Raw genomic sequence first — 21,578 nt, forward strand, 5'->3', positions numbered from 1 at the left:
TTCCCTTTTTTATTTTAGTTTCTTTAGTTCCTGATAGAGTCGAGCTGTTGGCAATCCTACCACATTTGTATATTCTCCCTTGATACTTTTGATCCCGATACGACCTATCCACTCTTGTATTCCATAAGAGCCCGCTTTATCAAATGGCTCATATTTTTCAATATAAAAATTAATTTCATCATCACTAAGCGGATAAAATTCTACTTCAGTGGATTCCGAAAAAGTAATTAATTTTTCATCTTCCAGAATACAAACTGCAGTAATTACTTCGTGGATATCACCAGATAACATCTTTAACACGTGAAAAGCTTCCGCTTTACTTTTGGGTTTTCCTAATATTTTTTGATCAGAGGTAACAACAATAGTATCTGCAGTAATGATTACAGCCCTTTCAAAATCATTAAGAAAAGCCTCAGCTTTTTTTGTCGCAATGGCCTTCACTACCGCTATAGGTTTTAGAAGTTCATCGACAACTTCATCCGTCTCGCGGACCACCACTTCAAACTTCAAACCCAATTCACTTAACAATTGGCTTCTTCGCGGCGATTGAGAGCCCAGTATTATTTGTCTATTCTCTAAATTTATCATTACTTATATACTTTTGACTGTTGTATCCATTTGCCATTTACCCTGAATTTTTAATACTTTTTCCATGACATCTCTTACAGCCCCATCACCACCAATTTTTGGAGAAATATAATGGCAAATTCCTTTAATTTCCTCAATAGCATCAGCAGGACATGTGGCTAGACCAGCCAGTTTCATACAGTCAAAGTCTGGCATATCATCTCCCATATAAAGGATATCTTCAAAATTCAGGCTCAGTGAAGCCAGGACTTCATTCAGCTTTCCAATCTTATCGGAGATTCCTGAATGAATTTCTTGAACACCTAACCCCTTTAGTCTTTTAACAACACCAGTAGAATTTCCACCTGTAATAATGATGATTGGATAACCCCGCTTAACAGCTAACTGCATGATATAACCATCCTTAATATTAAAAGTGCGCAACTGTTCACCAGCCTCATTGACCAGCACACGTCCATCAGTCAACACACCATCCACGTCCAATACAAAAGCTTTCACTTTTTTAAGATTATCAAAAATCATAGCTGTTTTCTTTCAAAAATAAGTAATATATAATTCGAAATACAATATAAAATAATACAAAATTTACAGCTATTAAGACAACTTATTATTACAAATAGACAAAAAATCATATTAATGTCACAACACATATTGTGGAGACAACTTTAATTCAAAAACATTTGGAATAAATAGGTTTTTTGATGTATCTTTGTAGGAGATAATTAAGGTTATCTATTGCAGGGGAATAATGATGAATGACATCAAGAAATATTTGAAATGACATTCACATAACATAATATCAAATGTTTATCATTAATTTTGCTGTATCAAATCACTACTTAAAAACAGTGATTATTAAAAATGTCTTTTCATAATTTAGGTTTATAATTGGTTAGTAACAAACCCTGGTGCCCATCACCAGGGTTTTGTTTTTTAAACAACTAGCAAGACAAAAAAATAGCTGCAAATAAACTATTTACAGCTATAATTCCTTAAAAAAACGTTATTATCTTGGAAGTGATTTGAAATCAATATTAGGCTTCGCTCCTGTTGCTTTTCTAATAAATTTACTACCAAACGGAACATACTTATTAAAGAATCCAAAATTCTTTAAATAAAACCCTTTCTCATTTACGCCACCGGCATAGTCCATACGGTAACCTTTACGGCCAGTATTATCAATGGTAAATCTACCTTCAGTACATTCGAACCAGTCCCCTTTGTCATCGGCTACCCATTGATTTGAAAACTGTACCTCCCGTTGATAAATACCTTGATCAGGGTTAAAATTTTCTAAGAAAGAATGAAAGCCTGTTAAATATTGATTCGTCTGAGGACGTTCAAATTCGGCTATAATTTGCCATTTACCTACTTCAGGCGCATAAAACCAAGCAGTATAAGCAGTATAATTATTTGCAATAGGTCTACCTCGCAATAAGAATTTATAAGTACTTCCGGCTTTCCAATTAAATTTCAAATAGCTTTGTCCACCAGAGCCTTCGTTTCCGAATTCGCCTGTATGAACAGTTTGACCTTTTGTTTTCAAAATTATCTTATGGTCATCAGGAATTTCTTTAGGATCATCTGTTGTAAAAGGACTCCATACGGAGAATAAGACACGACGTTCTGTACTGCTATTTACCTGCATACCAAAATATCCTACATTAAAACCATTGGACATAAAATAAGATCCTTCCACATCACTACCGTTTGGAACAGTAACTTCGTTATAATAATATTCTATATTCTTATCTTTCGGTTGCTGATATCCCATGTGGGTCGACGGCCCTCTTCTACCCCAGTAGAAGAAATTATCTTCATTATCTTTAACATAGTTCATCTGACCATCGGAAGCTGTTCCTTTCAAAACGTAACCACCTATTGTCGGATACAATGAAGCTGTAGTTTTTGCTTTTAATTCAATTGCGTGATATCCGGTATCCGCAATACTAAAATCAGCAACATTGATCAGTCCTTTTTGATTCGGTTCTATTGTTACATCAACGCTTTTACCAGCGAATGTAAAAGTGAATTTCCCACCAGCATTGGCTTCAAGTACCTGAACGGAAAGATTTACCTGACCAGTTTTACCAAAGCGAACAAATGTCTTTACTGTCCGTTTATTGTCTTTCCAATTTTCAATCTTTCCATTCTTTACAATAGATTCTCTATGATTGCTATTCGGATACTCCCAACTATTACCTCCAATAGGGACAAAATTCTCTTTTCCCGATGTCAAAGACTGTGCGTAAGCTAGCGTCAGATTCAAAGAAAGGAAGAGAAATAATAACTTTTTTATTGATTTCATGTTTATAATAATTAATTATAGCACTAAATATAATGATAGGAATAGGAATATAGAACAGTCCAAAATATTTAAAAAAAAACAACCGATTGCATTTTAACTGCAATCGGTTGTTGATTCGTATAAAAAATCTGTTACATCAGCTTTTAATCTTTCTGCTGTCCTCTGGTATCATGTCCAGGTTTGGAAATAGAAGTTCGCATGTCTGTATCTGCCTGTATATTTTGCATCTTATAATAATCCATTACACCCAAATTTCCATTTCTAAAAGCTTCCGCCATAGCTAATGGCAACTGTGCTTCGGCCTCAATAACTTTCGCTCTTGCTTCCTGTGCCTTGGCACGCATCTCTTGTTCACTTGCAACAGCCATTGCTCTACGCTCTTCTGCTCTTGCATTAGCAACTTTCAAATCAGCTTCAGCTTGATCTGTCTGCAATTTTGCTCCTACGTTTTCACCGATATCTATATCTGCAATATCAATAGATAATATTTCAAATGCCGTACCGCTATCAAGTCCTTTTGAAAGAACAGTTTTAGAGATTCGATCTGGATTTTCTAAGACCTGCTTATGACTTTCCGACGAGCCTATCGTTGTTACGATACCTTCACCGACGCGCGCTAAGATAGTTTCTTCGCCGGCACCACCAACTAATTGATTGATATTGGCGCGAACAGTTACTCTTGCTTTCGCTATTAATTGAATTCCATCTTTAGCAACAGCTGCCACTGGAGGTGTATTAATAACTTGAGGATTTACTGATAACTGCACAGCATCAAATACATCACGACCAGCCAAATCAATAGCTGTAGCAAGCTTGAAACTCAAAGGAATATTTGCCTTATCGGCGGATATTAAAGCTTTAATTACTCTATTAACATTTCCCCCCGCCAAATAATGGGTTTCAATTTCATTAGATGTGATGTTTAGTCCTGCTTTTGTTGAGATTATCATTGCGTTAGTGACCAAAGAAGGTGGTACTTTACGTAATCGCATCAAAACCAAGTTCAATAAACTAATTTTAACATTAGAAAGCTGTGCGGTAAACCAAAGATTTACAGGTAATAAATAAAGCAATAGAAACAAGGCTACAATACAGCCTATAATCATTAAAGCGAAAGAAAAATTTGGATCCATTTGATTAGATTAATTAAATAGTAATTGTCTTAAAGATATCAAATAATGATCAAACATGAGCCAAAACAATTCAAAAAGTGTAAATAAAGTAAAATCCAACCAAACTCAACTTCCAAATATTAACCTCAAAAACTACGAGTACTTCCTCATTTTTTTACTACTTTTACTTAGAACTAGCATTGATTTCTAATTTGCCACTTTTCCCTTAAAAATTATTGAAAAACGCTAAAGAACAGCTTTCTTTGACGCATTTGAATGATAAAAAAGGAATCAAAAGAAATCAGAAAATTATTATGCTATTACTCTAATGTCAATTAGCGTATTATTTTAACGTGTTATCAAAAAATATTACTCTTATATCAAGATGAAAAAGCTACGTTTTCAACAACAACTCATCATTGGAATTATATTTTCATTTCTAATCATACTTTCGGCATCGTTATTATTTTTCATCCAATTGGATAAAAGTACGGCTCATGAACAAGACCTTATACAAAAAGCAGAAGCAAAGTTTGATCTTATCGATAATATCAAGAATAGTGTTGCCCGAGTAAATGATGCAAAACTTAAGTTTTATACAGAAAAAAATGCAAGTGTATTTGCACCCTATGCTGGTGAAATAACTGTGGTCCTTGAAACTATAAAAAACTTAAGCAAGAAGGACAGCTACTATACATTTGATGCTAACAAGCTAAATAATTTAAAAAATACCATTTTAGATTTCTATGACTTCGAGCGAGCCATCTCGTTAAGTAAGGAAAACAAATTTAAAGCGCTAAATGTAAACAATAAACGAGCTGATATTCAAAATCAGATTTCTATAATCTCCAAAGACTTAATCGATAAAAGAAAAGATTTAATTAAAAAATCAACAGATAGATTAGAAAATATCAGGTATTTAACTTACTTTCTAGTTTTTGTGGGTCTAGCGATCATGATCTATATATTCATCATTGTTCTTAATGTTTTTAAAACATTAAAAAAGAGTATAATTGATGAAAAGAAGTCCAATACAGCCCTTTTAAAATTAACCTCTAAAGTTGAACAAGACAACTCTATTTTAAATAACATCAACACTTTAGACCACAACCTTCGAGGCGATTTTAATGAAAAACAAATTGCAACGATAGGACTCGATAATATCTGTAAAACGACTTCCTCTCTTGCTGGTACAGTATATGTCAAAAAAGAAAATAGTACCCTTTTTTCCCTATTAGCAAATAAAGGAATCCCATTAGATGTCCCTATTAAAACTTTTATTTCAGAAGGAGATGGGATACTCAGTGATGTGATTAATAATCAAAAATTAACGATCATTCGCGATGTAAATGCAAACAAATATCAGATTGCGTCTTCGTTAATTGATCAATTTGAAACGAATCTCTATCTTATTCCGATCGTATATGAAGAACAATCTATTGGTATAATTGAATTAGTATGTCCAAAAGACAAAAAGAATGAAAATATTGAATATTTACACCGCGTTAGCAAAATATTAGCTGTTAGTTTGAAAGTTGCGCAAGCGCATTCAAAGATGGCGGAACTCTATGAAGAATTACAGCAACAAACGGAAGAATTAGAAGCGCAACAGGAGGAACTGAGAACAACGAATGAGGAATTAAGTTATAAAACGAATTTGCTAGAAGCATCCGAAGAGGAATTGAGAGTACAGCAAGAGGAGCTTGTACAAACAAATAATGAACTGGATGAAAAAGCTAAATTACTACAGGAGCAGAATAATGAATTAGAAAAAGCAAAAGATAACATTGCTTTAAAAATCAAAGAGGTTGAATCAGCCTCTAATTACAAATCGGAATTCATGGCAAACATGAGCCATGAACTGCGTACACCTTTAAATAGTATTTTAATATTAGCAAAATTATTACAAGATAATAAACTAGACAATCTAACTGGTGAACAAATCAAATATGCCAGTGTGATCCATAATGCAGGCACTGATTTACTTCATTTAATCAATGACTTACTTGATCTTGCTAAGATAGAATCGGGCAAAGTGGAACTGGCACAGGAGAACATTGACAACAAAGATCTCATCGATTATATCTTAAATTTCTTCAAGAATACTGCGGAAGACAAAGGAATCAATTTCAAGATAGCTCTTTCTCCAGATGTGCCTACTCATTTTTATTCGGATGAATATCGGATCCAGCAGATCTTGAAAAACTTACTATCAAATGCTTTCAAATTCACCAATCCTAATGGAAATGTAACACTTGATATTGGTATAACTAAGGGTGATGAACTTACTTTTAAAGTTATCGATTCTGGAATTGGCATTGCTGCTGATAAACAAAAACTCATATTCGAAGCTTTTAGACAAGAAGATGGTTCTACAAGCCGCAAGTATGGTGGAACTGGTTTAGGATTATCAATATGTAGAGAAACTGCAAAATTACTAGGTGGTCGAATCACATTATCGAGTGAAATCGGAGTCGGAAGCACCTTTATGTTTACATTGCCACTACGCACCGCGCCCGGTACTATTCAAACGCTTAAATCTAATGAGGAACATACTGAAAAAATAATCTCGTCCACTGAAACCGATGATTCAATACTGTTACCAGAAAATAAAGATATAATTCGAAACCCAGATGACCTGAATACCTTGTTGATCATTGAAGATGATTTGATTTTTGCAGAAATATTAAAGGATTATGCCGAAGCATATCATTACCGTGTCATACTTGCCCATGACGGAGAAGAAGGATTAGAAAAGGCAATGGCACTAAGACCAAAGGCGATTATTTTGGATATTATGCTTCCTAAAATTGATGGTTGGAATGTACTAAAAGTTTTAAAATCAAATCGGGAGACCTCCTCAATACCTGTACATATGATGTCTGCAGGGACGTATTTGGATAATGAACCAATCAATGCCGGAGCTATCGGATTTATGGCTAAGCCAGTTTCTGAAAAAACCCTTCAAAAGACATTTGAAAAAATTCAATCCATGCTTTCGAATGTTATGAAAAGAGTTTTACTTATTGAAGACCAAAAAGTACAAAGCGATTTTATCAAACATGGTTTAAAAGATGAAAAACTAACAGTAGATCAAGCCTATGATGCCAATAAAGCACTTGAATTATTGAAGAATAAAGCGAATAATTACGATTGTATTATTTTAGATTTAAATCTTCCAGATAAATCAGGGTTAGAATTACTAGACGAAATAAAATCCTTAGAGACGTACAATGAAACTCCTATCATCATCAACACGGCGATGGAATTGACCTCTGAACAGACTACCAGAATTTTAAAACATTCACAAGCTATGGTTTTAAAATCTGCCAAGTCAAACGACAGATTAGTAGACGAAGTACGTCTTTTCCTGAATAAAATTGACCAGAAAACAGAAAATAAATCGAGGATAATTGATAAAGCAAATGATTTTCAACTTGAAAAAACATTAGAAAACAAAACAATTTTACTAGCAGATGATGATATGCGAAATATCTTTGCATTGACAAGTGCATTTGAAAGTTTAAATATTCATGTTGAAATTGCCAATAATGGTCAGGAAGCGCTTGATATTCTCAATCTAGAAAATAACATTGATCTGGTATTAATGGATATTATGATGCCCGTTATGGATGGATATGAAGCCATTGCCAATATCCGTAAAAATAAAAAGTATCAGGAGTTACCCATCATTGCCATAACAGCAAAAGCGATGAAAGGTGATAAAGAAAAAGCTATCGAAGCGGGTGCCAATGACTATGTCAGTAAGCCTATTGATATTGACAAATTAATTTCATTGATCCGTGTTTGGGTTAGTTAAATAGAATTAGATATGTTAGACTATTCCGAATTAGACGACGTTATAGAAATCATAAAAAATTTCCATGGATTAGATATCTCTGGATATTCAAAAGCATCTTTAAAAAGACGAGTTACCCGCATCATGGACATTAATAAACTGGATGTCGTTGGTCTTAAATCAAATCTGATCAATCAAGAAGGTTTTATACATTATTTCATCCCAGAAATGACGGTAAATGTTACAGAGATGTTTCGGGACCCCGACTTTTATTCATCTGTAACCACAAAACTGTTCCCCTATCTGGAAACTTATCCACATATAAAAATATGGAGTGCTGGCTGTTCTACAGGCGAAGAAGTTTATTCCCTAGCTATCTTACTAAAAGAAGCTAATTTACTCAACAGATCGTTTATATATGGTACTGATATTAATTCGCAGGTTATAGAAAAAGCAAAAAAAGGTATTTACACCTTAACAAAGCTTAAGGAGTATTCCGAAAATTATATCAAAACAAAAACTGAACATTCTTTATCCGAGTATTATACCGCGATGTATGATGCAGCCACCATTCAGAATGATCTAAAAAAAAATATACTATTTTCTATTCACAATTTAATTTCTGATGGTGTTTTTAATGAATTTCAATTAATTACATGTAGAAATGTATTAATCTACTTTGATCTTAACTTACAAGAAAAAGTACTTGATCTTTTTTATGATTCTTTGTGCAAATTAGGATTTCTATGCTTAGGATCAAAAGAATCCCTAATCAACTATAAGCACGCAAACCGATTCAAGTTAATTGATAAAAAAAACAATATCTATCAAAAAATAGCGTAAGAAATATCATATGGAATAAGCTATTTCGTAAGCGGGCGAGATCCAGTACATAACAAAGATTTCATTAACGCTATAAACGAGCTTAATAATAACACTAAAACGAACACGCATTAAAAAAATTAGCCGTATATGAATAAGGGCAATAAAATATTACTGTTGGGAGGATCTGCCGGAGGTTTTGGTGTGATTTTAAATCTATTAAAATCAATACCGAAGAACTTTCAGATTCCAATACTTGTAATCGTTCATCGTAACCCAAAATTTGAATCTAATTTTGAGCAAGTTTTAAAAAAAAACTATGCCCTACAAATTAAATCGGCTGAAGATAAAGAACAGATTCAAGGAGGAAAGGTTTATTTTGCGCCCCCTGGTTACCATTTATTGATAGAACCTGATTTCAAACTTGCATTAGATAATTCAGAACCCGTCCAATTTTCAAGGCCTTCGATTGATGTCACATTTGAATCAGCATCCGAAGTTTATAAAGAGAACTGTATTGCAATTTTGTTTTCGGGAGCGAATCAAGATGGTGCAAAAGGCTTATTAGCAATTAAAAATAGGGGCGGAATATGTATAGTACAACATCCAGATTCTGCAGAAGTTCCTACAATGCCTCAAGCAGCTATCGATTTACATGCTCAACATCATATTTATACAACAGAAGAAATTGTAAAGTACATTGATCATTTAAATGGACTAGTATAATGAAGAATATAAACTTATTAATAGTTGATGATAAAATTGAAAATCTCATTAGCCTTACAGCATTATTAAATGATATTGTAGGTATCAATATTATCAGTAGCCAAGATCCTAATGAAGCACTTCGCATCTGCTATAAACAAAACATTGATATTGCATTGGTTGATGTACAAATGCCAGACATTAATGGGTTCGAATTTGTGGAGCTTATCAAGCATAATCCGAAAACCAGCCACATTATTGCCATCATGGTTACGGCTATATCTAAAGAGGAAAAATATCTCATTCAAGGATTGAATAGTGGGGCTGTCGACTACCTTTATAAACCGCTAAGTCCTGAAATCACCATTGCTAAAGTAAAATCCTTTATTCAGCAGGTGCAAACTCAAAACGAGATTAAAGAAAAAAATCAGGCTTTAGAGAACTCCAAAGAAGAACTTATACGAGCAAAGGAAGAGGCAGAATTAGCCCGAAAATCCAAAGAAACTTTTCTAGCAAATATGAGTCATGAAATTAGAACACCAATCAATGGTGTGATGGGAATCGCTCAAATGTTAAAAAACTCACCGCTTTCACTTGAACAACAAGATTGGGTCAATAAGTTAAATAGTGCATCGCTCAATTTACTTAATATCGTAAATGATATTTTAGATCTTTCCAAATTTGATTCCGGAATGATGAAACTAGAAATTGAACCCACCTCCGTACATGATATAACAGACGACCTCAAAAATCTATTTGTACATAAAGCGATTCATCAAGGTCTAAATTTTTCTATTTATATCGATGAAAAAATAGATAGTTTTTTCTTAGCAGATCCATTGCGATTAAAACAAATTCTCACCAATTTCATATCAAATAGTTTCAAATTTACTGCAGAAGGCAGTATCACTTTAAATATCAATTTAATTGATAGCAATGTTTCAAAACTTCACCTACAATTTCAAGTTACCGACACTGGAATAGGTATACCGGAACATTCTTTGGAGAAAATCTTTTTTGCATTCGAACAGGGTGAGGATGGAATCACGAAAAAATTTGGAGGAACAGGTCTTGGTTTAGCAATTGTGAAAAAACTCTCCATATTGTTAGGAGGAAAAGTTACTGCTGTTAGTACTTATGGAAAAGGGAGTGAATTTACATTTGACTGTTGGTTTGACAGAACAAATGCAGTCACAAAGTCTAAACCTGAAAAAATACTATACTCAGAACTCAAAAGTTTCGATAATTTAAAAATTCTAGTGGCAGAAGACAATGAATTGAATAGTTTCATGCTTGCTAATATCCTCAGAACTTGGAACTGTGAAATTAAAACTGCGAATAATGGTAAAGCCGCACTTGAAAAGGTAGAAAGTGAAGATTTTGACATTATTTTTATGGATTCACATATGCCTATTATGAGCGGTTTTGAGACTATCCGTAGAATCAGACAGCATGATAATCCAGCAATTTCGAATATTCTCATCATATCGATATCCGCATCTGTGCTTGAGGCAGAACAACAGGAAGCTCTTGATGCTGGAGCGAACAATGTGATTGGAAAACCTTTCGATCCAAACCACCTACATGAAATGATAGAAAAAATGTTACGCAAAAAATACAATTAAAAGCAATATTTTCCTTATTTTTAGTAAAAATATAATTAACATAATGAAAAAATTATTTGTTTTACCAGTTATTGCCTTAGCAGTAGCCTTTGCTTCTTGCGGTGGCGATTCAACGAAAAAAGAAACCAGTTCAACAACTGAACAAACAACTCCAGAGGTTGCTGAAACAGAAACAGAAAAAATCCCTGGAATTGAGAATGTAGAGCTTTCTAATACATTAGCTTTAGAAGGTAATGATGCAATGAAATATGATAAAAACCTATTCCGCGTAAAAGCTGGAGCGAGCGTTGAGTTAAATTTTAAGAATGCTGGTACTATGCCTAAAGAATCTATGGGGCATAATGTTGTCATTTTAAAACCAGGAACTGACCTAGCGACATTTGGCGCTGAAGCAGCTGGTGCTCAAGCAGATGAATATGTACCTAAATCAGCACTTTCTTCTGTAATTGCACATACAAAATTATTAGGTCCAGGTGAAACAGATAAAATCACCTTCACGTTAGAAAAAGGAACTTATGATTTCATCTGTAGCTTTCCAGGACATTACGGTGTAATGCAAGGAAAGATTGTTGCAGAATAATCATTCAGAAATATTTCAATGAGGCATTCCTTAAATAGGGATGCCTTTTTTTATGACATTATAACGAGACTACTATTTCAAATTTATACACGTTTTTAACAAAATAGATTTCCTATAATGTTAATTATGACTAAATTTGCTCAAACATTTAAAACGTAATAGATGCAATACGACGTAATAGTAATTGGAAGTGGACCAGGCGGATATGTAGCAGCAATCCGTTGTGCACAATTAGGGTTAAAAACTGCTGTAATTGAGAAGTATAACACTTTTGGAGGAACTTGTTTAAATGTAGGTTGTATTCCTTCAAAGGCTTTATTAGATTCATCTGAGCATTACCACAATGCTGCACATTCTTTCGAAGCACATGGTATTAGCTTAAGCAATTTAAAAGTTGATATTAAGAAGATGATTGCTCGTAAAGACGATGTTATCAATCAAAATACTGCAGGTATCACTTACCTATTCAAAAAGAACAAAGTTGAAAGTTTCCAAGGAATTGGTTCATTTGTAGATAAGAACACCATTAAAATCACAAAAGATGATGGTACTTCTGAGCAAATTACAGGTAAAAATGTAATTATTGCTACAGGTTCGAAACCTACTTATTTACCATTCTTACCTGTTGATAAAAAAAGAATTATTACTTCGACAGAAGCTTTAAATTTAACAGAAATTCCTAAACACTTAATCGTAATCGGTGGTGGTGTTATTGGCCTTGAGTTGGGTTCTGTTTACGCTCGTCTTGGTTCTAAAGTATCTGTTGTAGAATTTGCAAAATCAATCATCGGAACTATGGATGGTGGTTTAGGTAAAGAATTACAACGCGTTTTGAAAAAATCAGTTGGTATGGAGTTCTATACTGGTCACAAAGTAACAGGAGCAACTTCAAAAGGTAAAACTGTAACTGTGACAGCTGAAAACCCTAAAGGTGAAATCATCTCATTAGAAGGTGATTACTGTATCGTAGCTGTAGGACGTACTGCTTATACGGATAATTTAGGTTTAGAGAATATCGGTATCACTGTTGAAGAAAGAGGTAAAAAAATCACAGTGAACGATCATTTAGAAACAATCGTCCCAGGTGTATACGCAATTGGAGACGTTGTCAAAGGTGCTATGCTAGCGCACAAAGCAGAAGATGAAGGTATCTTCGTAGCAGAAAGCATTGTTGGTCAAAAACCACATATTGATTATAATTTAATTCCTGGTGTTGTTTACACTTGGCCTGAAGTTGCCTCTGTAGGTAAAACAGAAGAACAATTAAAAGAAGCTGGTGTTAAATACAAGACGGGTTCATTCTCATTCAAAGCTTCTGGTCGTGCCAAAGCTTCGATGGATACGGATGGTTTTGTAAAAATATTAGCTGATGCTGAAACTGATGAAGTTATTGGCGTACATATGATTGGACCAAGAGCTGCTGATATGATTGCAGAAGCAGTCGTAGCGATGGAATATCGCGCATCAGCAGAAGATATCGGTCGCATTTGCCATGCACACCCGACATATACGGAAGCAATAAAAGAAGCTGCGTTAGCCGCAACTTCGAATAGAGCAATTCACGCTTAAAATACTAAAAAGGGGAAAATAAAATTTTCCCCTTTCTTTTTCAACAAACCAAGCCCAAAATAAAACATGAATTTCTATACAAGAAAATGGGTAAAACCAGAAGACTTAAACCCTAACGGTTCACTATTTGGGGGGACCCTATTGAGATGGATTGATGAAGAGGCTGTTATCTATGCAATTGTGCAATTGGCCAATTCACATGTAGTAACGAAGTATATTTCTGAAATCAATTTCGTCAGTTCGGCTCAACAAGGTGATATTATAGAATTAGGAATAGAAGCAACTAATTTTGGTACAACATCCATCACGATGCGATGTGAGGTTCGCAACAAAATTACGAGAAAAACAATTCTATCCATCGACAAATTAGTTTTTGTCAACCTTAATAAAGAAGGCACACCAACACCCCATGGACGCACCGAAATTACTTATGCTTATGTAGGTATTGATAAAATAAAAAAGGATGAATAAATCATCCTTTTTTATTTTCTATTTCTTTTGTCCATTAATAATCTTCTTCACATCCAATTCTACCCAGAAACCTACAATAGGAATTAGAGATAAGACAAAATAAGTCAATGGTCTTTTCCAGTTCCATTTATATTCTACTGTGCACATGATCAACATGATGACAAATATGACGACAAAAAAGCCATGAATCGAGCCTGCAATTCTCACCGCTTCGGGCGTTTCAAAAAAATATTTCATCGGCATAGCAAAGAAAAACAAACAAATGGTTGAAACAGCTTCCCAAAGTGCTATTTGTCTAAAAATACGGAGCATAAAAACTTGATTTAAAAATAAGTAATCCCAAAAATAGAATTATTTAGTGAGATGGATATTTTTTCTGAATGCTTTGACCTTCCTTTGACATATTAATCTTTAAAATGACGTGCGCTTATTAAAATCTGCCAATATAATGTCGCTCAATTTTATAACATTCAGAAAAAATGCGTACTTTTGAATAAGCTTTGCTATTCTGAATCTCAAGAAATTCAGAAATAGATTGAGCATTCAACTACACAATAATTATTTTATGAATTACGACATCATTGTAATTGGTAGTGGTCCTGGTGGATATGTTGCTGCCATTAGAGCCTCACAATTAGGTTTCAAAACTGCTATCATCGAGCGCGAATCTTTAGGAGGTATTTGTCTAAATTGGGGCTGTATCCCGACGAAAGCTCTATTAAAAAGTGCACAAGTTTTTGAATATTTAAATCATGCTGCTGAATATGGTATTAATGTACAAGGTGGTGAGCCTGACTTTGATGCTATTGTAAAAAGAAGTCGTGGCGTAGCAGATGGAATGAGCAAGGGTATTCAATTCTTAATGAAAAAGAATAAGATTGACGTCATTAATGGTACTGCAAAAATTAAAACCGGTGGTAAGATCGATGTTAAAGCTGCAGATGGTTCATCAAAAGAATACACCGCGAAACATACTATTTTAGCTACTGGTGCAAGATCACGTGAATTACCAAATTTACCACAAGACGGTAAAAAGATCATCGGTTACAGACAAGCATTAGTATTACCAAAACAACCAAAATCACTTGTGATTGTTGGATCTGGAGCTATTGGAATCGAATTTGCATATTTCTACAATGCAATTGGTACGAAAGTAACAGTAGTAGAATTCATGGACAGAATCGTTCCTGTTGAAGATGAAGAAATATCAAAACAATTAGAAAAAAGCTTAAAGAAACAAGGCATTAACATTTTAACTTCATCTGAAGTACAATCTGTTGATACTTCAGGTACTTTAAGTAAAGTAAATATCAAGTCTGCTAAAGGCATGGAAGTTATCGAGGCTGAAGTTGTATTATCAGCAGTAGGTATCATGCCAAATATCGAAAACCTAGGTCTTGAAGAAGTTGGTGTAAAAACAGACCGTGGCCGTGTTGTGGTTGACGATTATTATAAAACAAATATCGACGGCGTTTATGCTATCGGTGATATCGTAAAAGGACAAGCTCTTGCACACGTTGCTTCAGCAGAAGGAATTTTATGTATAGAAGCGATTAAAGGTCTTCATGTAGAACCAATTGACTATAACAACATCCCTGGATGTACCTATTGTTCTCCTGAAATTGCTTCAGTAGGTTATACTGAGAAAGCGGCAAAAGAAGCTGGTTACGAAGTTAAAGTAGGTAAATTTCCTTTTTCTGCTTCAGGTAAAGCATCTGCTTCTGGAGCAAAAGATGGTTTTGTAAAAGTTATCTTTGATGCAAAATACGGTGAATTCTTAGGAGCTCATATGATCGGTGCAAATGTTACGGAATTGATTGCTGAAATTGTTGTAGCAAGAAAATTAGAAACAACTGGTCATGAAATGATTAAAGCGATCCATCCTCACCCAACTATGAGTGAAGCTATTATGGAAGCTTGTGCCGATGCTTACGATGAAGTGATACACTTATAACGGTAACGGACAACATAAAATAGAAAGGGCTTATCATAATGATAAGCCCTTTCTATTTTATGTTAAAAGATTGATCACATAATCAATCTCGACTTAAATACAATCTGTTGTGGAGCAAGATCAGGATTATTTATTTTTTCAAATAAAATCTCAGCTGCTTTCTTAGCTTGGTTTCCTGGAAATTGTTCAATACATCCCATTGGAGGATTTTCCATATATTTCCAGAGAGGATAATTAGCATAACTAATAAAGTGAATATCATGATTAAGAACCAGACCTCTGTTTCGGGCAGCCTTCATAACATCTAAAGTCACAAAGTCATTAAAAGACACAACTGCTGTAGGCCTTTCCGGTAAGGCATATAGTTTCTCCATAGCAGCCTCATTTCCCTCAGTCGTTAAATCCGTATTCACAATATACTTTTCATCATAGTCCAAGCCATTACGTTTCGAAGCGGATAAAAAGGAATTTTTGCGTTCTTCACTTGCAGGAAGCAATTGTGGACCATTAATAAGTGCTATTTTAGCATGACCCCGAGCAACGAAAGCATCAATAGCTTCGTTCATACCCGTTGCTAGATCACTTTCAACTTTATTAATTTTAGGAATATCGGGTACACAGTCAAAGAATACAATTGGTGTTCCAGAATTTTCTAGCTTTTCAAGAAACTCAAGATTTGTGGTATTTTTACCTACTGACATTAAAACACCATCAACACGATGGCTTTTAAAGGTTTTCAAAATTCTCTCTTCTCTTTCGGCATCGTCCAAAGATTGCCCCATGATCACGGTATACTTACGGTCGTTGGAAACATTTTCAATTTCACTAATTGCAGAAGAGAAAAATGGTTCAGATAGACTTGGTAATAAAACACCGATTGTAAAAGTTTTGCGTTGCTTAAAAAATATCGCCGTTTGGTTAGGCTCATAATTCAATTCCTCAGCAACTTTTTTCACACGCATGGTCGTCACTAATCCAATACTTGGATGGTCATTCAACGCTCGAGATACAGTAGAGGGTGAAATTTTCAGCTTCTTCGCTATTTCCTTAATTGTTGTTGGTTTATCTCCTTGTATACTCATAGTCGAATCTCACTAAATTTACATTCTGATAAATATAACATTTTTTAGCATATTTTTTAGAATTAGAGTTTAATTTTAGAAAAAAGCAATTAATTACATAAATTTAAACAACTGATAATCAATGGCTAAATCGAAAAACTAACAATCTTGATATATAAAATCATTTTTAGCTATTTGTAGCTCATCAGCTATATAATCGAGAGGCTCCAAATTGCGGAATTTTAACTCATCCACAAAATAAACCTTTAATTTAGATGCCAAAGGCCCCCACTCCATATGTTTTATTTTATTCAACTGCATAAGCGGATTCCCTTTCGTCAAAATACAGATCTGTTTATCTGCATTAACAATAGCTGTTAATAATTCTGGAATACCATCTTTCATCAATAATTTAACGGGTAAAACAGCATTAACAAATAATCTTTCGAAATGCTCTTTATACTTTAAATCAAAATGAAAAACTTCGGCAGCATGTTCAAAGATCATATCTTCTCCTTGACTATCTAGATGATTCTTAAAAAATGTAACCAAATCAGCCTGAGGAGGAAAGGTCTCTGTAAATTCAAGAAAATTAGCAAAAAGATAATATACCTGTAATAAATAGTCCCGTTTTGGATAAATAACGTCATCCAGTTCAAAAATAAATACCTTTTTATCCGTTGGGAAATCTTGATATCTTAACATAAAACAATTAATCTTTTGAAACAGCACATAAGGCAAAATCATCACCTGAATCCGATACCACAAACAAACCATCCAATCCAGGATGTTCGGTTGTAAAATCATCAATCAATGACTTACCATCAACTAATAAAGCAAGTGATAATTCTTTTGGTGGATTTTCAATCACATAGTAATCTTGTAAAACATCCTGAGCTGGAACAATTACCTTAATATCATATTCTTCAAATAATATTTTGGCCACGGCTAGAGGTTCAAATTCATAACCACCCAAAGGCAGGACATAGTCAATCTGATGATCTAAACTTATTTTTAATACTTCGTGAGCATAGGTTGGCATTAACCCCGCAGGCAATTTAAAATACTTGCCTGAATTTAATAACAGTGAAGGAATCTCCTCAGAACTCGCAAAAAAGATTTCAAATTCATCCCCTAATAGCTTTGCAATACGTTGCCCAAGCCCTCTAGTTCCAAAGGTTATTAGTATTCTTTTTTTCATCAGAATAAAGTGTTTTTTTAAGCGATAAAGTTATAATGAGCAATACATTTATCGCGGTTTATGTATTCTAAGTGACTTATAATGACTGTATACATACTATACGATCACAATTCCATCACGCATATGAATAGTACGGTCCGAAATACGTGCCAGCTCTTCATTATGAGTAACGATGACAAAAGTTTGTTCAAATTTATCCCTTAGGTCAAAAAACAACTGATGTAATGCTGTAGCATTTTCAGAATCTAGATTTCCTGAAGGTTCATCTGCCAAAATAATAAAAGGGTTATTAATTAAGGCACGAGCAACAGATACACGTTGTTGTTCTCCACCAGACATTTGAGTCGGCTTATGACTAGCCCGATGTGCTACACCTAATAAATCCAATATCTCCATCGCACGAACTTCTGCATCTTTGCGCCCCACACCTTTAATAAATGCTGGGATACACACATTTTCCAAAGCCGTAAATTCTGGGAGTAGGTGATGGAACTGAAAAACAAACCCGATATGTTCATTGCGAAAGGCACTCAGTTTTTTTGCATTCAGTGCACTGATGTTGGTTCCATTGATATACAGTTCTCCCTTATCTGCTAAATCCAAGGTCCCCAAAATGTGAAGAAGCGTACTTTTCCCAGCTCCCGAAGCTCCAACAATACTCACAATTTCACCCTTTGCAACTTCTATATCCACCCCTTTTAATATAGGTAAAGGACCGTATGATTTGAAAATACTTTTGGCTTGTAACATCATATGACAAAGTTAAATATTTTTTATGAACAAAACCTTTGAATAAATCAAGACCTTTTAACTCCATATCCGCCAAGTAGTATATAATAAAAGTCAATTTAAGCTAAATTTATGCTTCAGAACTTGACCATTCACTTAAAAAATAATACTTTTACAACACAAACATTTTTGCAATGAACATTCACGAATATCAAGGAAAAGAAATACTTAAAAGTTTTGGCGTAAGAGTACAAGAAGGTATTGTTGCTGAAACTCCAGAGCAAGCTGTAGAAGCTGCTAAAAAATTGAAAGAAGAATACAATTCTGACTGGGTTGTAATCAAGGCTCAAATTCATGCTGGTGGTCGCGGTAAAGGTGGTGGCGTTAAATTAGCTAAAAACCTAGAAGAAGTATCACAACGTGCTACAGATATCATCGGTATGCAATTAGTAACTCCTCAAACTGGCGCTGAAGGTAAAAAAGTAAATAAAGTATTAGTTGCTCAAGATGTTTACTATCCTGGTGAAAGTGAAACTAAAGAATTTTATGTATCTGTGTTATTAGACCGTGCTAAAGGTCGTAATATCATTATGTATTCTACAGAAGGTGGAATGGATATTGAAGAAGTAGCAGAGAAAACTCCAAACTTAATCTTCAAAGAAGAAATCGACCCTAAAGTTGGTTTACAAGGTTTCCAAGCACGTAAAATTGCTTTCAACTTAGGCTTAACTGGTGGTGCACATAAAGAAATGGTGAAATTCGTTGCTGCTTTATATAAAGCATACGATTCAACAGATTCTTCTATGTTCGAAATCAATCCTGTATTAAAAACATCTGATGATAAAATCTTAGCTGTAGATGCGAAAGTAGACTTAGATGAGAACGCATTATACCGTCACCCGGATTATGCAGCATTACGTGATGTAACGGAAGAAGATCCTACAGAAGTTGAAGCTGGTAAATCTAACTTAAACTATGTAAAACTTGACGGTAACGTAGGTTGTATGGTAAATGGTGCTGGTCTTGCAATGGCAACTATGGATATCATCAAAATTGCTGGTGGTGAGCCTGCTAACTTCCTAGATGTAGGTGGTACTGCAAATGCTGAAACGGTAAAAGCTGGTTTCAATATCATTTTATCAGATCCAAATGTAAAAGCAATCTTAATTAACATCTTCGGTGGTATCGTTCGTTGTGACCGTGTTGCGCAAGGTGTAATCGATGCTTATAATGAAATCGGAAATATTCCTGTGCCAATTATCGTACGTCTTCAAGGTACAAATGCTGCTGAAGCGAAAAAATTAATTGATGATTCAGGCTTACAAGTTTATTCTGCAATTCAATTACAAGAAGCTGCTGAATTAGTAACTAAAGTATTAAAAGGATAATCTTCCCTTTAAAACAATATCAAAAGCCTCTGAAAATCTCAGAGGCTTTTTTAATTAAAACAAATACCGAATATTTCTAAATAAATAAAGGATTTTTATAAATTATACCCTATTTTTGAGTTTCATACAAAAAAATAAGATCCTGATCTATTATTTAGACCTGATTTGAAATGCCACAATAAAAATGGAACATACACGTATAAAAGAATTATTAAATGCCACTGAATTTGGGCATGAAGTTATTGTTAAAGGATGGGTTAAAACTTTCCGAAACAATCAATTTATAGCAATCAATGATGGATCTTCCATTCACAACATCCAAGCAGTAGTTGATTTTGAAAACACACCCGATGCTTTATTAAAAAGGATCACAACAGGTGCTGCATTACGCGTAAAAGGAAATTTAATTGAATCACAAGGTAAAGGTCAAAAAGTTGAGATCAAAGTAAATGAGTTGACGATCTTAGGTGATTCAGATGCTGAAAAATATCCTTTGCAACCGAAAAAACATAGCTTAGAATTTTTACGTGAAATCGCTCACTTACGTTTCCGTACAACGACATTCAATGCTGTCTTTAAAGTACGTAATGCCTTAGCATTTGCTGTTCACAAATTCTTCAATGACAAAGATTTTGTGTACATGCATACGCCAATTATTACTGGTTCTGATGCAGAGGGTGCTGGTGAAATGTTCCGTGTAACTTCATTAGATCTTAACAATATTCCACGTACAGAAAATGGTGATATTGATTTTAAAGAAGACTTTTTTGGTAAATCTACTAATCTAACCGTATCAGGACAATTAGAAGGTGAATTAGCGGCTATGGCCCTTGGGAATATCTATACCTTTGGTCCAACTTTCCGAGCTGAAAATTCTAATACAACCCGTCACTTAGCAGAATTCTGGATGATTGAACCAGAAATGGCATTTTATGAGTTGGAAGATAACATGGATTTAGCGGAAGATTTGTTGAAGTATGTCATCAAGTATGCGCTGGATACCTGTCCTGAAGAAATTGAATTTTTAAAAACACGTTTATTAGAAGAGGAGAAAAATAAACCTGCGGCAGAAAGAGCAGAATTAAATCTAATAGATAAATTAACGTTTGTACTGAATAATGATTTCGAACGCGTAACCTATACAGAAGCGATCGACATATTGAAACGCAGTAAACCAAATCAGAAGAAACAATTTAAATACTTAATTGATGAATGGGGAGCTGATTTACAGTCCGAGCACGAACGTTATTTAGTAGAGAAACATTATAAAAAACCGGTAATCCTGATTGATTATCCAGCGGAGATCAAATCATTTTATATGAAGCAAAATGATGTAGATGCTAATGGACACAAAACAGTACGCGCGATGGATATTCTTTTCCCGGGAATCGGTGAAATGGTGGGCGGATCACAACGTGAAGAAAACTTAGATAAGTTATTATCACGTATGGCTGAAGTCAACATCCCTGCGGAAGAAATGGAATGGTTCTTAGATACACGTCGTTATGGCTCAGCTCCGCATTCCGGTTTTGGACTAGGATTCGAGCGTTTGGTATTATTTGTAACAGGAATGACCAATATTAGAGATGTTATTCCGTTCCCTCGTACACCGAACAACGCAGAATTTTAATCGATAACAATACGATAGCAAGCGGTCAAAACATAT

At 34.4% G+C, this 21,578-nt stretch carries 19 protein-coding genes; 10 read left to right on the plus strand and 9 right to left on the minus strand.

The window, feature by feature from the left end; genetic code table 11:
• Positions 1–9 precede the first annotated feature (9 nt).
• The 4 genes from JAZ75_RS03165 to floA form a co-directional block, all read right to left on the minus strand.
• Positions 10–588 carry a Maf family nucleotide pyrophosphatase gene (locus JAZ75_RS03165; RefSeq protein WP_208700209.1) on the minus strand — a complete coding sequence of 193 codons (579 nt, stop codon included), beginning with the start codon at positions 586–588 and terminating at the stop codon, positions 10–12.
• Between the two features lie 3 nt (positions 589–591).
• Entirely contained in the window at positions 592–1,110 is a 519-nt protein-coding gene (locus JAZ75_RS03170) for a KdsC family phosphatase (RefSeq protein WP_206368672.1), read from the minus strand.
• Positions 1,111–1,594: 484 nt separating this feature from the next.
• On the minus strand, positions 1,595–2,896 hold the full coding sequence (locus JAZ75_RS03175; RefSeq protein ID WP_208700211.1) for a DUF3472 domain-containing protein: 1,302 nt from the start codon (positions 2,894–2,896) through the stop codon (positions 1,595–1,597).
• 143 nt (positions 2,897–3,039) lie between these two features.
• Positions 3,040–4,029 (minus strand): flotillin-like protein FloA, encoded by a 990-nt coding sequence (gene floA / locus JAZ75_RS03180; RefSeq protein ID WP_021188810.1) that lies wholly within the window; start codon positions 4,027–4,029, stop codon positions 3,040–3,042.
• Positions 4,030–4,393: 364 nt separating this feature from the next.
• Here floA and JAZ75_RS03185 point away from each other — a divergent pair, with 364 nt between their 5' ends.
• From JAZ75_RS03185 to JAZ75_RS03215, 7 genes are all read left to right on the plus strand, one after another.
• Positions 4,394–7,828, plus strand: coding sequence for a response regulator (locus JAZ75_RS03185; RefSeq protein WP_208700213.1), 3,435 nt, complete (start codon positions 4,394–4,396; stop codon positions 7,826–7,828).
• Between the two features lie 12 nt (positions 7,829–7,840).
• On the plus strand, positions 7,841–8,650 hold the full coding sequence (locus JAZ75_RS03190) for a CheR family methyltransferase (RefSeq protein ID WP_132843750.1): 810 nt from the start codon (positions 7,841–7,843) through the stop codon (positions 8,648–8,650).
• Positions 8,651–8,779: 129 nt separating this feature from the next.
• Positions 8,780–9,355 carry a chemotaxis protein CheB gene (locus JAZ75_RS03195; RefSeq protein WP_021188807.1) on the plus strand — a complete coding sequence of 192 codons (576 nt, stop codon included), beginning with the start codon at positions 8,780–8,782 and terminating at the stop codon, positions 9,353–9,355.
• On the plus strand, positions 9,355–10,959 hold the full coding sequence (locus tag JAZ75_RS03200; RefSeq protein ID WP_021188806.1) for a response regulator: 1,605 nt from the start codon (positions 9,355–9,357) through the stop codon (positions 10,957–10,959). The genes JAZ75_RS03195 and JAZ75_RS03200 overlap by 1 nt, the downstream gene beginning before the upstream one ends.
• Before the next feature lie 43 nt (positions 10,960–11,002).
• Positions 11,003–11,539, plus strand: coding sequence for a plastocyanin/azurin family copper-binding protein (locus tag JAZ75_RS03205; protein WP_208700215.1), 537 nt, complete (start codon positions 11,003–11,005; stop codon positions 11,537–11,539).
• A gap of 162 nt (positions 11,540–11,701) precedes the next feature.
• A complete protein-coding gene (gene lpdA, locus JAZ75_RS03210; protein ID WP_021188804.1) occupies positions 11,702–13,108 on the plus strand; it encodes a dihydrolipoyl dehydrogenase in 1,407 nt (468 codons plus the stop codon).
• Positions 13,109–13,174: 66 nt separating this feature from the next.
• The gene (locus tag JAZ75_RS03215) at positions 13,175–13,579 is read left to right on the plus strand and encodes an acyl-CoA thioesterase (RefSeq protein ID WP_021188803.1); all 405 of its coding nucleotides are present in this window, start codon (positions 13,175–13,177) and stop codon (positions 13,577–13,579) included.
• Positions 13,580–13,597: 18 nt separating this feature from the next.
• Here JAZ75_RS03215 and JAZ75_RS25940 read toward each other — a convergent pair whose 3' ends face one another.
• Positions 13,598–13,891 carry a DUF3817 domain-containing protein gene (locus tag JAZ75_RS25940; protein WP_232789346.1) on the minus strand — a complete coding sequence of 98 codons (294 nt, stop codon included), beginning with the start codon at positions 13,889–13,891 and terminating at the stop codon, positions 13,598–13,600.
• A gap of 253 nt (positions 13,892–14,144) precedes the next feature.
• On the opposite strand from JAZ75_RS25940, the gene lpdA (JAZ75_RS03225) reads away from it, so the two are divergent.
• The gene (gene lpdA / locus JAZ75_RS03225) at positions 14,145–15,533 is read left to right on the plus strand and encodes a dihydrolipoyl dehydrogenase (protein ID WP_132772342.1); all 1,389 of its coding nucleotides are present in this window, start codon (positions 14,145–14,147) and stop codon (positions 15,531–15,533) included.
• A gap of 74 nt (positions 15,534–15,607) precedes the next feature.
• Here lpdA (JAZ75_RS03225) and JAZ75_RS03230 read toward each other — a convergent pair whose 3' ends face one another.
• The 4 genes from JAZ75_RS03230 to JAZ75_RS03245 form a co-directional block, all read right to left on the minus strand.
• Complete coding sequence (locus JAZ75_RS03230; RefSeq protein ID WP_208700217.1) at positions 15,608–16,615, minus strand: LacI family DNA-binding transcriptional regulator; 1,008 nt, start codon at positions 16,613–16,615, stop codon at positions 15,608–15,610.
• A gap of 138 nt (positions 16,616–16,753) precedes the next feature.
• Positions 16,754–17,299, minus strand: a complete 546-nt coding sequence (locus tag JAZ75_RS03235) for an HAD family hydrolase (RefSeq protein ID WP_132772344.1) — start codon at positions 17,297–17,299, stop codon at positions 16,754–16,756.
• A 7-nt stretch (positions 17,300–17,306) separates the two neighbouring features.
• Positions 17,307–17,795: a hypothetical protein gene (locus tag JAZ75_RS03240; protein WP_132772346.1), complete on the minus strand. Its 489-nt coding sequence runs from the start codon at positions 17,793–17,795 to the stop codon at positions 17,307–17,309.
• Between the two features lie 96 nt (positions 17,796–17,891).
• A complete protein-coding gene (locus tag JAZ75_RS03245) occupies positions 17,892–18,545 on the minus strand; it encodes an ABC transporter ATP-binding protein (protein ID WP_183916712.1) in 654 nt (217 codons plus the stop codon).
• Between the two features lie 173 nt (positions 18,546–18,718).
• Here JAZ75_RS03245 and sucC point away from each other — a divergent pair, with 173 nt between their 5' ends.
• Positions 18,719–19,912 carry an ADP-forming succinate--CoA ligase subunit beta gene (gene sucC / locus JAZ75_RS03250; RefSeq protein WP_132772350.1) on the plus strand — a complete coding sequence of 398 codons (1,194 nt, stop codon included), beginning with the start codon at positions 18,719–18,721 and terminating at the stop codon, positions 19,910–19,912.
• 184 nt (positions 19,913–20,096) lie between these two features.
• On the plus strand, positions 20,097–21,542 hold the full coding sequence (gene asnS / locus JAZ75_RS03255; RefSeq protein WP_132843754.1) for an asparagine--tRNA ligase: 1,446 nt from the start codon (positions 20,097–20,099) through the stop codon (positions 21,540–21,542).
• Positions 21,543–21,578 lie beyond the last annotated feature (36 nt).

The sequence above is a fragment of the Sphingobacterium sp. UDSM-2020 genome (assembly GCF_016132525.1).
Lineage (GTDB): Bacteria > Bacteroidota > Bacteroidia > Sphingobacteriales > Sphingobacteriaceae > Sphingobacterium > Sphingobacterium anhuiense.

Coding starts and splice junctions, on each gene's coding strand:
- JAZ75_RS03165 (WP_208700209.1), bottom strand. CDS start 588: ATGATAAATTTAGAGAATAGACAAATAATACTGGGCTCTCAATCGCCG.
- JAZ75_RS03170 (WP_206368672.1), bottom strand. CDS start 1,110: ATGATTTTTGATAATCTTAAAAAAGTGAAAGCTTTTGTATTGGACGTG.
- JAZ75_RS03175 (WP_208700211.1), bottom strand. CDS start 2,896: ATGAAATCAATAAAAAAGTTATTATTTCTCTTCCTTTCTTTGAATCTG.
- floA (WP_021188810.1), bottom strand. CDS start 4,029: ATGGATCCAAATTTTTCTTTCGCTTTAATGATTATAGGCTGTATTGTA.
- JAZ75_RS03185 (WP_208700213.1), top strand. CDS start 4,394: ATGAAAAAGCTACGTTTTCAACAACAACTCATCATTGGAATTATATTT.
- JAZ75_RS03190 (WP_132843750.1), top strand. CDS start 7,841: ATGTTAGACTATTCCGAATTAGACGACGTTATAGAAATCATAAAAAAT.
- JAZ75_RS03195 (WP_021188807.1), top strand. CDS start 8,780: ATGAATAAGGGCAATAAAATATTACTGTTGGGAGGATCTGCCGGAGGT.
- JAZ75_RS03200 (WP_021188806.1), top strand. CDS start 9,355: ATGAAGAATATAAACTTATTAATAGTTGATGATAAAATTGAAAATCTC.
- JAZ75_RS03205 (WP_208700215.1), top strand. CDS start 11,003: ATGAAAAAATTATTTGTTTTACCAGTTATTGCCTTAGCAGTAGCCTTT.
- lpdA (WP_021188804.1), top strand. CDS start 11,702: ATGCAATACGACGTAATAGTAATTGGAAGTGGACCAGGCGGATATGTA.
- JAZ75_RS03215 (WP_021188803.1), top strand. CDS start 13,175: ATGAATTTCTATACAAGAAAATGGGTAAAACCAGAAGACTTAAACCCT.
- JAZ75_RS25940 (WP_232789346.1), bottom strand. CDS start 13,891: ATGCTCCGTATTTTTAGACAAATAGCACTTTGGGAAGCTGTTTCAACC.
- lpdA (WP_132772342.1), top strand. CDS start 14,145: ATGAATTACGACATCATTGTAATTGGTAGTGGTCCTGGTGGATATGTT.
- JAZ75_RS03230 (WP_208700217.1), bottom strand. CDS start 16,615: ATGAGTATACAAGGAGATAAACCAACAACAATTAAGGAAATAGCGAAG.
- JAZ75_RS03235 (WP_132772344.1), bottom strand. CDS start 17,299: ATGTTAAGATATCAAGATTTCCCAACGGATAAAAAGGTATTTATTTTT.
- JAZ75_RS03240 (WP_132772346.1), bottom strand. CDS start 17,795: ATGAAAAAAAGAATACTAATAACCTTTGGAACTAGAGGGCTTGGGCAA.
- JAZ75_RS03245 (WP_183916712.1), bottom strand. CDS start 18,545: ATGTTACAAGCCAAAAGTATTTTCAAATCATACGGTCCTTTACCTATA.
- sucC (WP_132772350.1), top strand. CDS start 18,719: ATGAACATTCACGAATATCAAGGAAAAGAAATACTTAAAAGTTTTGGC.
- asnS (WP_132843754.1), top strand. CDS start 20,097: ATGGAACATACACGTATAAAAGAATTATTAAATGCCACTGAATTTGGG.